This is a genomic window from Vibrio agarivorans, from assembly GCF_030409635.1.
Classification (GTDB): Bacteria; Pseudomonadota; Gammaproteobacteria; order Enterobacterales; family Vibrionaceae; genus Vibrio; species Vibrio agarivorans.
Genome location: NZ_JAUFQF010000002.1, coordinates 277211 through 290586 on the forward strand (window position 1 = coordinate 277211; position 13376 = coordinate 290586).

General features: G+C 46.6%; 11 protein-coding genes and 1 pseudogene. 6 read left to right on the top strand and 6 right to left on the bottom strand.

Annotation, left to right across the window (positions count from 1 at the left end; translation table 11 throughout):
* Window positions 1–145 precede the first annotated feature (145 nt).
* Entirely contained in the window at window positions 146–556 is a 411-nt protein-coding gene (gene arfB / locus QWZ05_RS06775; RefSeq protein WP_290297478.1) for an alternative ribosome rescue aminoacyl-tRNA hydrolase ArfB, read from the bottom strand.
* Between the two features lie 116 nt (window positions 557–672).
* Between arfB and QWZ05_RS06780 the strand changes: the two genes are divergently transcribed.
* The 5 genes and pseudogenes from QWZ05_RS06780 to QWZ05_RS06800 all read left to right on the top strand — a co-directional run bounded on the left by QWZ05_RS06780 (window position 673) and on the right by QWZ05_RS06800 (window position 3140).
* On the top strand, window positions 673–1464 hold the full coding sequence (locus tag QWZ05_RS06780) for a PhzF family phenazine biosynthesis protein (RefSeq protein ID WP_290297480.1): 792 nt from the start codon (window positions 673–675) through the stop codon (window positions 1462–1464).
* Between the two features lie 122 nt (window positions 1465–1586).
* A pseudogene (locus QWZ05_RS06785) lies at window positions 1587–2053 on the top strand (2TM domain-containing protein).
* 57 nt (window positions 2054–2110) lie between these two features.
* Window positions 2111–2536 carry a hypothetical protein gene (locus tag QWZ05_RS06790; protein ID WP_264876164.1) on the top strand — a complete coding sequence of 142 codons (426 nt, stop codon included), beginning with the start codon at window positions 2111–2113 and terminating at the stop codon, window positions 2534–2536.
* A 139-nt stretch (window positions 2537–2675) separates the two neighbouring features.
* The gene (locus tag QWZ05_RS06795) at window positions 2676–2921 is read left to right on the top strand and encodes a TIGR03643 family protein (protein WP_290297483.1); all 246 of its coding nucleotides are present in this window, start codon (window positions 2676–2678) and stop codon (window positions 2919–2921) included.
* Between the two features lie 3 nt (window positions 2922–2924).
* A complete protein-coding gene (locus tag QWZ05_RS06800; RefSeq protein ID WP_264876167.1) occupies window positions 2925–3140 on the top strand; it encodes a TIGR02450 family Trp-rich protein in 216 nt (71 codons plus the stop codon).
* Window positions 3141–3169: 29 nt separating this feature from the next.
* Here the strand turns inward: QWZ05_RS06800 and QWZ05_RS06805 are convergent, their stop codons facing one another.
* The 5 genes from QWZ05_RS06805 to QWZ05_RS06825 all read right to left on the bottom strand — a co-directional run bounded on the left by QWZ05_RS06805 (window position 3170) and on the right by QWZ05_RS06825 (window position 12346).
* On the bottom strand, window positions 3170–5983 hold the full coding sequence (locus tag QWZ05_RS06805; protein WP_290297486.1) for an FAD-binding and (Fe-S)-binding domain-containing protein: 2814 nt from the start codon (window positions 5981–5983) through the stop codon (window positions 3170–3172).
* A gap of 193 nt (window positions 5984–6176) precedes the next feature.
* Window positions 6177–8291 (bottom strand): type I secretion system permease/ATPase, encoded by a 2115-nt coding sequence (locus tag QWZ05_RS06810; RefSeq protein ID WP_290297487.1) that lies wholly within the window; start codon window positions 8289–8291, stop codon window positions 6177–6179.
* A gap of 33 nt (window positions 8292–8324) precedes the next feature.
* A complete protein-coding gene (locus QWZ05_RS06815; RefSeq protein ID WP_290297490.1) occupies window positions 8325–10238 on the bottom strand; it encodes a bifunctional diguanylate cyclase/phosphodiesterase in 1914 nt (637 codons plus the stop codon).
* Between the two features lie 5 nt (window positions 10239–10243).
* Complete coding sequence (locus QWZ05_RS06820; RefSeq protein WP_290297493.1) at window positions 10244–10939, bottom strand: transglutaminase-like cysteine peptidase; 696 nt, start codon at window positions 10937–10939, stop codon at window positions 10244–10246.
* A 15-nt stretch (window positions 10940–10954) separates the two neighbouring features.
* Window positions 10955–12346: an HlyD family type I secretion periplasmic adaptor subunit gene (locus tag QWZ05_RS06825; protein ID WP_290297495.1), complete on the bottom strand. Its 1392-nt coding sequence runs from the start codon at window positions 12344–12346 to the stop codon at window positions 10955–10957.
* A 222-nt stretch (window positions 12347–12568) separates the two neighbouring features.
* On the opposite strand from QWZ05_RS06825, the gene pdxH reads away from it, so the two are divergent.
* A complete protein-coding gene (gene pdxH, locus QWZ05_RS06830; protein WP_264876174.1) occupies window positions 12569–13204 on the top strand; it encodes a pyridoxamine 5'-phosphate oxidase in 636 nt (211 codons plus the stop codon).
* Window positions 13205–13376 lie beyond the last annotated feature (172 nt).

Below are 13376 nucleotides of genomic sequence, written 5' to 3' on the forward strand. Positions count from 1 at the left end.
CTCTTGGAATCAAATGGATGGGTGGAGTGTAAATGCCATTAAATGAAACTAATGGCCACTTGATGACAGGAGCGGAAGGGAAGCGGATATTTGAAATGCCTAACTAGAGTTTAGATATGAGCTAATGTCTCAAAGCTTGAGTAAATTACTGCACTCGCCCACGAAGTGACTTAGTTTGCGCTTTGCGCTTTTTCGCATCGACTCGGCGCTTTTGTGATGCTCGTGTTGGCTTTGTTGGCCTGCGTTTTTTCTGCACTACCATAGCGGACACAATCAGATCTTTGAGGCGATTGAGAGCATCTTCTTTATTCTGCTCTTGCGTGCGATATTGCTGTGCTTTGATGATGATTACACCTTCTTTGGTTATGCGTGAATCCGATAACGACAATAGTCGCTCTTTGTAGATGTCAGGCAGCGCCGAGCGCTTGATATCAAAACGTAGGTGTATTGCGCTTGATACTTTATTTACATTCTGTCCACCCGCGCCCATTGCCCTTATGGCTGAGAGTTCAATTTCCCATTCGGCAATGGTAACGGTGTTGGATATTTGCAGCATGGGTAGTCTCGTTTTAGTAGTTTGAAGGGATTTTAGAGGAGATATGTGGGCTTGGCTATGGTTTAGCCGGTGACTTTGATTTAGGTTGATAGAGTTTATCCAACAGGGAGAGTGTGATGGAACTTGATATTTATGTGGTGGATGCGTTTACTAGCCAGCAGTTTTGTGGGAATTCAGCGGCGGTAGTGCCTGTAGAAGAGTGGCTTGATGAGAGCCTAATGCAAAGCATCGCGGCAGAGAACAACCTCTCTGAGACAGCGTTTATCAAGGCGATATCAGAAAATCACTACCATATTCGATGGTTCTCACCACTCACTGAGATTGATTTTTGTGGTCATGCCACTCTTGCTGCATCTTATGTTTTATTCAACCAGATAGGGGTGAGTGGCGTTCTACGTTACTCAACTGGAGAAGTCGGTGATCTGGAAGTCAAAATGACATCCGATGGTCAGATTGAGATGAGCTTCCCTAACCAAATGCCAAAAGAACTACCTGTAGTGCCTCAGGCTCTGTTGCAAGGGCTTTCAATTCAACCGATTCAAATATTGAAAAACCGCCAAGCGTATTTTGCTGTATTACCGTCAGCGCAAGACGTTTTAAATGTTAAATATGAGAGCGAAAAACTCAAACAGCTAGCGCCTTTTGATGTAGTGGTAACTGCTGCATCAGAGCAATATGATTTTGTCTCTCGTTATTTTTGGCCAGCAAATGGCGGTGACGAAGATCCTGTAACGGGCTCTATTCATTCTGGTCTTGCACCATATTGGGCGAAACAATTCAATCGAACACATTTAGTGGCTTATCAAGCCTCTCAGCGAGGCGGTTTGCTGCACTGTTGTGTCGAGGGTGAGCGGGTAATGGTCTCTGGTCGTGGTGTGTTATACCTCAAAGGACGATTGTTTGTGTGAGTGAAGGTTTGGTTTAAGTTATTGATATATAATAACTGTCGTTATGGTGTCAGATAAACGTCGTTCATATTAATCGAGTCTTTGGCTAGATTTAAATACAGAAAAGCAGAAAGGATTCAAAGATGATTATTAGAAAATTACGCTTAAAACGAGGTTGGACTCAAGAGCAGTTAGCAGAGTTAAGTGGCTTGAGTATTCGCACAGTTCAACGTATCGAACGTGGGCAAAACCAGGTTTAGAATCGCTTAAATCTTTGGCTGCTGTATTTGAAACCACCGTTGCTGAGTTACAGCAGGAGCCGATAATGCAAGACGATATCAATATTACCCAACAAGAGCGCGAGGTGATTGATCATGTGCGCGCGATTAAAGGATTTTACTCTCACGCCATCACCTATGTTTTTGTGATAGCACTATTATTTGTCATCAATTTTATTAGCTATTCAGGTTATATCTGGGCTTGGTGGCCAGCACTCGGTTGGGGTATTGGCTTATTGAGTCATGGAGTGAATACGTTTGAAGTGTTTAACTTCTTTGGCCCGAAGTGGGAAAAGCGTCAAATAGAAAAGCGTTTGGGGAGAAAGCTATAAATATTGAAAAGAGCTGCTATCTTTTAATTACGCATGCAAGCTATTAAAGGTAGGTATATGAACAAACTCATCTTGGCAGTAGGAATGGTTGTCGCTTTAGCGGGCTGTGAAGACTCAGCAAAAGCGATTGATGAAGCGAAAGACTCAGCCTCTCAACTTGTCGGTGACATGCAAGAGAAGATTGAGTCATTTGATATGGAAAGCCTTAACTTAGAGCAGTTCGGCGGTGCCGGAGAGCAAGTCCAAGCGCTCGCCGATTCGGTGCAAGAAGTGTTGAATACTGATTTCACTGATATGTCGGCTGTGACAGCTGTGAAAGACAAGCTTGCGAATGCCTACAGCTGTTTAGTTGGAGCTTCGTCTGATGTCACAGCGCAACAGGTGATCGAAAAACTCCTTTCATCAATCAACAACGAAGAAGCAGTAGAAGTGATTGAAGAGGGCGTTGAGCAGGGCGCTGATGCTGAGCAGTGTAGTATGTAGTTTTTGCTAGCCGCAGTTTTAAAATAAAAATAGGTGCGCCTTTGGGTAGCACCTTTTTTGTACTTATAAACATGAACTTATTGTCGACGGTAAGCGTAGTAGGAGCTGAGAAAGACAAAGATTAGGTAGTGAGCAAAGTATGACAGATGACGAACAGTCACGAGTAATTGAGATGGCATGGGAAGACCGAACTCCGTTTGAGGCGATTTATGCACAGTTTGGTCTAAGCGAAAGTCAAGTAATCCAATTGATGAGGCGTAGTCTAAAACCTCGGAGTTTCAAATTGTGGCGTCAGCGAGTAAGTGGAAGAAAGACCAAACATCTTATTCTGCGCTCACCTAGCGTTGAAAGAGGCTACTGTCCCACGCAATATAAGCAGCGGTGATGTATGAATAGAGTCAACCCGAAAAAACTGCTCAACAGCAAATGGACAGCCGTCGCTCCTGTAAAGCGCGAGAAGCATTTTATGGTCTCAGAGGTTGAGTTTGACGATGATGGGGCGGTGATCCACTGCCTTATTGAAGCGGTGATAACCGACAACGAATATGAGATAGACTGGCGAGACCTGAAAGACTCACACACCTGGAAGCAGGGTTGGAAATAGGGAAAGCTAGGCTTTCCCCAGACCCTGTTCTATTTTGGTATGCTCGCTTCGTCAATCAAATAGAGAATCGATTGATAAGGCACACCGCTATGATGAGATAAGCCGATCTCACAAGTACGGCTGTTGCTAAAACCCCGACGAACATGATTTGGAACTTGCGCTTTAAGAGGCGCAAGGGCGTTACGATTGAGCTCTGGTGTGGTAAAACCTTTGTCTCCTGCCCAACCACAGCATTCAATATGTTCAGGCACAATTACATTGCTGGCGCATTGATTGGCGACCATCAGCATATCGTTGACCAACCCCATTTTGCGAGCGCTGCAAGTAATGTGTAGCATAATGCTTTCATCTATTGGTGACAGTGAAAGTTCAGACAACAGAAAACGACTCACAAAGCCGACGGGTTCATAGATGGATAGTGGCTGAGTAAAGTGCTCTTTTGAGCGTTTACTGCATGGACTGGTGTCCATCAGGATAGGGTGTTTTCCCCGTTCACTGGCTTGCCAAAGTTGCCGCTCTAGTTGCTTTGATTTAGTTTGCGCGATGTCCACCATTCCCTTGCTGTCATAAGGCATACCACAACATAGGTCGGATAACGGCTCGGGAATAATAACGCGATACCCCGCTTTATCAAGCAGCGAAAGCGTCACCTCAGTGAGTGAACGCTGGTCTTGAGCGTCACGCTGTTGTCCCATATTGCGACTTGCGCACGAGGGCATGTAAACCACCGTTTTGGCTGTATGTGCTAGGTGGTTTGCTGTCAGTTGATGATCGTTGGCTTGTGGTGTTTCTTTCAGCCACAAAGGTGTTCGCTCACCGGTCCACTTTCTTAACCCATTAATAGCGGTGTCCATACGTTTATCACCGATTAATTGGGTTGTCATACTATTAATCTTGAGTCCGACCTTTACTAACTTGGTGGTGGTGGCAAAGTGCTTGGCTGTCCAGCGAGCGATCGGTTGATAGCGTTGATATTGGCTTTGGCGTAGTTGCTTGATGAGATCGCCGGTGTTAATGCCAACAGGGCAGCGTTCAGCACATAAGCCAGTGGCGGCACAGGTGTCTATGCCCTGATATTTAAAGGCTTCTTCGAGCTCTTGTGTATTCTCATTGTGTCGTTGGCGTTCACACAGCTCACGATAAAGTACGATACGTTGGCGTGGTGTTAGGGTAAGCCCTTTCGACGGACACACAGGCTCACAGAAGCCACACTCGATGCAACGGTCAACTATGTCATCCGCCTGTGGCATCGGCTTGAGGTTCTTTAAATGCGCTTGTTGATCGGCATTGATAATGACTCCCGGGTTGAGCAGCCCCTGAGGGTCAAAGATCTGTTTGATCTGCTGCATGAGCCTGTAGCCATCTTCTCCCCACTCTAGCTCAACATAGGGTGACATATTACGCCCAGTGCCATGCTCTGCTTTGAGAGAACCTTGATATTTGCCTGCGACAAGCTCGGCAATATCATCCATGAATCCGCCGTAGCGTGAGACTTCTTGTGGTGATTCAAAACCTTGGGTGAAGACAAAATGCAAGTTACCTTCAAGCGCATGGCCAAATATGATGGCCTCGTTATAGTGGTATTTCTTAAACAGGTTCTGTAAATCACGCACCCCTTCAGCCAGATGCTCTACGGGAAACGCCACATCCTCAATGATCACGGTAGTTCCTACCTCACGAACCGCTCCTACAGCAGGGAACATCCCCTTGCGAATGCCCCATAAGGTTGCCACCACATCTGGTGCTTGGGTAAAGGCTACCGATTCAATAATGCTGTATTGTGCCAGTATGGCTTCAACCTGTGCGCGTTTCGAGGCCAACTCTATTTCATCACTGGCGTGCACTTCAATGAGCAGTGCTGAGGCATCAAGAGTTAACTGTGGCATAAAGCCAGGCATACCGGGTTTATCGGCCACTGAACGCAGTGCTCGGCCATCCATCATTTCAACGGCAGCAACTGGGCTGTTCGCTAACTGACTGACCGCTTTAGAAGCGGTTTCAATATCGGCGAATACCACCAGAGTGCTGGCCTTTTGGCTGTACTCTATAACCGTGTTGTAGGTGACTTCGGCGATAAAACCTAGCGTACCTTCTGAGCCAATCATGAGATGTGCCAGGATATCAATCGGATCGTGATAATCCACCAATGCATTCAGAGCGTAGCCTGTGGTGTTTTTGAGGCGATATTTGTGCTCAATGCGTTGTTTTAGCTCGTCATTGTGTGCCACTTCATGATGCAAACAACAGAGAGCATCGAGCATGCTCGCGTGGCTTTGACGAAAGCGAGTAATACTCCGCTCGTCTGAGGTATCTAGAAACGTTCCATCGTGCAGTACCACTTTCATCGCAGCAATAGTGTGGTAGGAATTTTGCGCTGTACCACAGCACATGCCACTGGCGTTGTTAGCGGCAATGCCGCCAATTTTACAGGTGTTGATAGAGGCCGGGTCGGGTCCAATTTTACGTTGATAAGGTGCTAAGTATTTGTTGGCATCCGCGCCGATCACCCCTGGTTGTAGACGAATTTGCGTGCCGCTTTCGATGACTTCGTGGTGTCGCCAATCATCAGTTAAGGTAATCAATACTGAGTCAGAGACTGCTTGACCAGAGAGGCTTGTCCCTGCGGCTCGAAAGGTATAGGCAACCCCGAACTCGTTACACAATTGGAGGGTAAAAATCACCTCTTCTAAGCAGGCTAGGCGCACAATCAGTTGAGGGATCAGGCGATAAAAACTGGCATCAGTACCATATGCCATGCGTAGATGGGGATCGGTAATGATGCGGTCTTCAGGGAGTTTTTGATTGAGCTGTGTGGCGAGCTTGTGATAAATCGCGCTGTTCATAAACCTTCCTCGTGCTTTTCCCTTCGCTTGGTTGAGATATGGGGTTTTGCGACTGTGTTATACCTTTATTTAAGTAAGGTATCGGATTATGAGGGTATTTGATTTGCGCTAAGTCTCACCTTGAGGTGTGCTTCGACTAATGTCTATAGGTGACTAGGTGAATGAGGTTGAAGTCATTCACCCAGTATAGATTTTAGTTAACGGCTCTTACTTTGCCGCTTTTTAGGTCGTTGAGAACTTGAGATTTCGGACCATCGGCTAAGACCAAGCCCTTCTCCATCACGATGACACGATCAACAACATCCAGCATCGACATTTTGTGGGTAATCAAAATCAGCGTTTCATGCGACTTTAGCTGTGATAGTTGATGTTTGATCTGCATTTCTGAACGATTGTCCATCGCGCTGGTGGGTTCATCTAACAGCAATACAGGTGGTCGACCTAAAAAGGCTCGGGCAATCGCCACAGCCTGACGTTGACCACCGGAGAGTAATCCCCCCCCTTCACCGACTTGACGCTCAAGGCCAGCAGGATCTTGCTGGGTAAACTGGGTTACGCCAGCGCGGTTGGCGGCATCCATCACGTCGCGGTCATCTGAAAGCGGTCGCCCTAGGGTAATGTTGTCGCGGATTGAGCCAAAGAACAGCTGGCTGTCCTGCGGGACACAGCCTATGTTTCGGCGAATATCGATATGATGCAGCTGTTCAATATCGGTATCATCAATACGAACACTACCCTCTTTGGGCTGATATAACCCCATGATTAGACGCTCTAGCGTGGTCTTTCCTGATCCGATTCGCCCAATGATAGCGACCTTCTCTCCGGGTTCAATCGTTAGGCTGACATCGCGTATAGAAGCGACTTGAGCTTCAGGATAGCTGAATGAAACTTTATCCAACTCGACCTTGCCTTGAACGATAGGGCGATGAACGTAGCGTTTACCTTCCTCTTGCTCATCCGGCATATCCATGACCTGCTCAATGATAGTCATCGACGATTTGGCTTGGTTATAGCGCGTTGACAGTAGCGATAGCTGGACCATCGGACCAATTGCTCGACCACTCAACATCGTTGCTGCGATTAGGCCGCCCATAGTGAGGTCACCTTGAGCAATCAAATAGACCCCAACAATGATCATACCTACGCTACAGGCTTGCTGCACAAACCCCGCAGCATTTTGAATACCATCGGTGATTCGGCGGCTCTTGATGTTCCAGTTGGCCATGTGGGCAACGGCTTCTTCCCAGCGGTATTGATATTGGCTTTGTGCTCCAAAGAGTTTGAGTGTCTCTAAACCTGCAAGGCTCTCAATCAAGTTGGCGTATTTTTGCGACGCAAGGCGTGAACCCTCTTCGATAGCGCGTTTTAACGGCCCTTGAATCAACAGTGAATAAATCATTAAGATGATCACACCAGCCAGCGGTACGTAGACCAAATCGCCCGCCATGAGCCAAATGAGAATCAAAAATAGAATCGCAAAGGGCAAGTCGATAAGCGACGAAATGGTGGCAGAGGTAAAGAACTCTCTTATTGACTCAAACTCTTGCAGGTGACGAGCGAAAGCGCCGACAGAAGCAGGCTTGGCCTCCATCCGGATCCCTAATACTTTGCTAAACAGTTTAGATGAGATCAAAATGTCAGACTTTTTCCCCGCAACATCAATAAAATAGCTACGTAGTAGCTTTAGGAATAAGTCAAAGAAGAAAATGACAAACACACCACTGGCGAGTACCCATAACGTTTCAAACGCAAGGTTTGGGACCACCTTGTCATACACAATTCGTGTGAACATGGGGGCAGCAATGGCGAACAGGTTGATGAAAATCGACGCTATGAGCACATCACGATAGATTTTTTTAGATTGCCACAACGTACTCCAGAACCAATGGCCATCTTTGGTTTTGAGCACCTCTGGAGAGCGTTCATCGTAGCGGAACTGCTTCTTGACCAAGAAGTAACGCCCGCTGTACTGCTCTTGCAAATCCTCTAAAGGGATAGAAATAGGCGCAAGACCTGACTCACTATTGATGACCTCCGCTTCACTTTTTTCATTGTTTATCGAGTTAAGAACGCAAGCATCGCCACCCTTGAGAAGTAGAACAACAGGCAAAACGAGAGCGGAAATATCTTGCAATGGGCTGCGATTTTCTCGCGCCACAAGTCCAGCTCGCTCAGCAGAGCGAGGGAATAAAAACGGGGTTAATCGGCCATCAGTCAGCGGCAACCCATTGATGAGTGCCTCTGGCGAATTGGCGAGCCCATAATATCGGCTGACATAGATGAGCGAATTGAGTAGTGGGTCTTGCATGACTAGCGTTACCTTCTTAAATTGCTCATAAAATTACGAATTATCGACAATAAAGCCTTGGAAAGCCTCGACAAAGTGCTCAGAAAGGAAGTCCAACTGAGTTTGTGTCTCCACTCGTGACGCGATGGTCGTGATACCAAGGTTGTGTGCAGTTCGAGAGATAGACGTGAGGGTATATTTTTGCTTTTCATCGTCTAGGTTGTGCGTAAACAAGTAGTCGAGCTTCACGTAAGACGGAGAGAACTCGCTGAGATATTCTAAGGCTTGGAAGTCACGACCATAGTTGTCTACCCCGAAGTGAGCGCCAGCCGCTTTGACTGCGTTACAGAATAGGGCAGCATAATGTGGAGTTTGCACAAAGCAGCGTTCAGGTAATTCAAAGTGGAGAAGGCTTGCCACCCGTTTATGCTTACTTAACTTGTAGCTGATCCAACGGATAAAGCTCGCCTCTTCGACGCTAGAAGGAGAGATGTTGATGGCGATTGGCTCTTTGAATTCGCCTTGTTCAAGCTTTTTGATGACGGCTTCAATAACATACTCATCAAAAATATTACTCGACTTAAGTTGCTCGAGAGCAAACAAGTATTGGTTAGCGGTGTATCGCTCATCTCCTCTGACAATTGCGGTAAAGATTTCGCGATGGAACGTTTGTCCCCAGCTATTGTTGGCGGCTTGGAAGCGGAAGTCGAACCAATCGTTGTGAATCGCCTCTTCAACCAGGGCTTTCCATTGCTGTTTACCCATAACCCCGCTAGCACTTTCTTGTGCTGCAAGATGATAAAGTTCTTCTGGGTTGCCTTTGGCGGTGGCTACTGCGTTATCGAGTTGCGCCAAAATATCACTGCTCGATTGTTTGCGGTCGTTATAGATGACACCCAGTGCCAAAGGTAGCGCTGCGGTGGCGGTTGGGTCTGGGTTAACGCTTTGCACGTAGTTTATGATGCTATCAGCCAATAATTTGAGTTCTGACTCATCAATACTTGGGAAGATAAAGGCAATTTCGACACTGGATAATCGAGCAATCGTGCAGTTTAATTCGTTGATAGAGTTAGCTAACTGTTTCGCAACAGAACGCACCATCTCATCGCCTTCTTGATAGCCTTTTTGGTCATAAATACTCTGGATAAAACTGGCTTCTAGCAGTGCGACACCTCCTAGACCTCCCTCGTCGAGCCAACTGTTCAGTTGAGTCATAAACATCTTACGGTTGCCGAGCTGAGAAACCGGGTCGATATACGCCTGTTCACGTAATCGTTGTGCTTCTTTGGCTTGGGACTTAAAGGACTCTTCAACTTGTGAAGACATTTTATTGATGCCATTGACCACGTATTGCAAGTCTTTGGTGACGGGCAGTGGCAGAGGGGAACCAAAGTGGTTATTGGCAACTTGCTCCATTTTCGACACAATTTGTTTTAGTGGGCTCAGAGCGCGCTTGAGGATAAAGGCGATAGCCGCTAGGCCAAGGATCATAACGATAAAAAAGGCTACGAGAATTCGTTGAAAGGCTTGCCAAAGTTGTTGATATGCCTCTCCGGGGTGACTGATAATCTCGACTTCAGCGAGCTGCATCCATCCGCTGGTAATCACGCGTTGTTCGTGGATTTTGTCGAATAGATCAAGGCTAACAAACCAATTGGGAACGGTGCTAGGTTTGACGGGGTATGAACGCAATATTTCTTCACCGCTTTCAAGGAAAATCAAGCGCACAACCGAGTAGGTGCTGCCATCAAACAGCGCATTAATGACCGATTCAACTGCAACGGTATCATCGTCCTCCAAATAAGGTGCGAGAGCGAGTCCGACAGTGTTAATGGTGTTATACACTTCGGAGCGCTGCTGTTGCTCCAAGTTATTGCGCGTTGTCTTGAGTTCGATGATCGCCACCGAAACCAACAACAGCATAAACACTGAAATCATCCCTGCGACTAGCTGTTTATATAGTGTCATAGTCCCTACTCATCATAGTTAATGATCGGTTTGTTCAATTTGTCTGCTCGCTCACGAGCGCGTAAATCGTTCCATAATGTTAGGCGGGAAGCATCTCCTGCCAGCTGACTTTGCCGCGCTTTAACTAGCCACAAGTTTTTACCGTTAAAACTGTAGATAGGCAGTAAATCTGTGCGCTTTGAAGCGAGGCGAATAGTTGGGTCTAAGTTGTCCAAAATCAGTGGCTCTGCACTGGGCTTGGAGTAGTAGGCGAGTACCATATGGAATTGATCCAATTGAATCGCCTTGGCATAAATTAGCCGCAACTTTTTATCGGAGACACCCAGCTCAAGCAGAGAGAAGTATTTGGCAATGGTGAAGTCCTCACAATCACCGCCACTGCTTCCTAAAAACTCAAGAGGCGTTGCCCAGTAATCTTTCTTGCCCCACAAACGGATGTCATCAACGAAGTTCATCTGGTTAAAAAACTGATTGATTTCGCTTAGCTTCACCTGTTCCGGTTCATTTTTTAGTTCACCCATCAGTGAACGCCATGTTTCAACTCGTTTGCCAGCTCTGGGTCCATAGGTTCGCGAAACTAAGTCAACCCAGCGCTGTTCCTCACGATTGAGCGCCTCAGTTATCGATGGGCTAAACGACAATAGTCCAGCAAGCAGGCTACCACTCAACAGCTTGCTGTATGATCGAGGCTTAACCCACATCCGTATTTTTCACCTTTACTCTTTCAGCGCATTTTGTTGAGCGCTAAGAATCGGTTTGAGCAAATAATCGAGCACTGTTCGTTTGCCAGTAATAATGTCCACACTGGCTGTCATACCAGGAATAATCGGCAGCTGATTATCCGTACCTAAACTGGTGTTATCGGTGCGAATGCGCACAAGGTAGAAGCTATTGCCCTCCTCATCTTGAGTGGTATCCGCACTGATGTGTTCTAGTCGACCGACTAGCCCGCCGTATTTAGTGAAATCATAAGCACTGAATTTGACCGTGGCAGCAAGGTCTGGTCTCAAGAAAGCGATATCTTGCGGCGCTATTTTGGCTTCAACCAATAAGGTATCTTCGGTCGGTACGATTTCGACGATATCCATACCGGGTTGAATTACGCCGCCCACGGTATTCACATTGATGGTTTTTACCGTACCGGTTACCGGTGAAATCACCGTGGTTCGAGTGACTCGGTCTTCAAGGCCGACGGCAGACTCGGTCATCGCAGATAAGCGGTCTTGAGCTTCGTTGAGAGACTCTTGGTGTTCGATAATGAACTTCTGAGCAGCATCGATACGGCTTAGCATCACCTCTCGTGCTTCTGAGCGTAATACCGGAATTTTAAGATCAGTGGAAGTCATATCACGGCGTGTATCGTTCACTTGACGTTGGAGTTTGAGTAGCTCGACTTTCGGAACCACGCCTTCATCCGCTAACGGTTGAGTAATTTCAAGCTCTTTACGTGCAAAGTTATAGCTTTGACGCAGGTTATTGACTCTCGCTTGCGCTTCTACAATATCTTGCTGCTTCTGTTTAACCTTTTGATCGATGAGTGACAATTGGCTGCGCAGTTCGTTGAGGCCTTGAATATATTCAGCGCGTTGACGGGCCACCAAGTTTGGGTCTTGAGCGATCAAGGCTTCCGCGTAGTTAAGTTTGTCAGTATCGATTTTCACGTTGTCGCGCCAGTTACGCTCAGAGAAGTCACGATTGATTATGACACTGGAAATCGAAGCTGAGAGCTGCTGTACCGTCGCGCTGAGGTTAGAGACTTGCTTTTCACGCTCTTTGAAGTCTGAACGGAAGCGCGTGTCATCGAGTAGAAGAAGTTGCTGACCTTGTTGGACTTGTTGTCCCTCTGAGATAAGGATCTCTTTTACTAAACCGCCCTCCAGGTTGGAAACCACCTGAATTTGCGAAGAGGGGACAACCTTACCCTGACCAACTGTCACTTTGTCAATCTCAGCCCAGCTTGCCCAAACACCTGCCACAATAAAAAATAGGACGATAACCCATAGCAAAACACGTGCGCTGCTCGGGGTGTTGAGCAGCAGTGCAGCAGTTTTATCGTCCACATAATCCAGTTCTGTGGAGGAGAGCTTGTCAAAGCGGTCTTTGCTCATTGTGTTTCAATCCTTGAAAACGGCCATTGCTACTAGTTTAGTCGCTAGGTCATTGCATGTTAACTGTTTGATACAATTAATGTAAACAAATTGATTGCATCGTGTGAACTAATACTAGTTAAGGACAATCTTTTGCCCTTTCCAAGGCGTAATAATTAAAGCCACTTGCAGTGGAACTATGATCAACGCACAATCTAGTAAAATTGTTAGAAGAGTAAGCTCATGGATATAGCTGATATTCGTCGCGAGTACAGTCGCGATGGTCTAAGACGAAACGATCTGAAAGACGACCCTATTGACCAATTTAACCTCTGGTTACAGCAAGCGATTGATGCTGGTATGACCGATCCAACTGCGATGACGGTGGCAACGGTTGACGAGCGTGGTCAGCCGTTTCAGCGTATTGTTCTGCTCAAAAATCTAGACCAGCAAGGCTTTGTTTTTTATACCAATTTAGGCAGTCGTAAAGCGCAGCAAATAGAACATAACCACCGCGTTAGTTTGCACTTTCCTTGGCATCCGCTAGAGCGTCAAGTGCATGTTACCGGTGTTGCAGAAAAGATGTCATCGGTTGAGAACATGAAGTACTTCCTCTCTCGCCCGAAAGAGAGCCAAATTGCTGCCATTGCCAGTAAGCAAAGTAGCCGCATTTCAGCGCGTGGTGTTTTAGAGGCCAAATATTTAGAGTTGAAGCAGAAGTTTGAGAGGGGCGATGTGCCTGTGCCATCATTTTGGGGCGGCTACCGCATCAGGCCTGAATCGATCGAGTTTTGGCAGGGAGGCGAACATCGTTTACATGACAGATTTCTCTACTCTTCCTCGCAAAATCAATGGGATATAGAGCGCCTAGCACCGTAATTTAACGCTCTCCTATTTTTTGTCATGCTTCAAGGCTACTCTCGATAGTAGCCTTTCATTTATCCAACGGATTTCTCTCCCTAAAATTGGTGAAGCATTAACCGTAATTTATTCGCTCTTGATCATCGTTCCGAGAGAGTTTGATCACATTTCTTACCTTGTTATGTCCAAT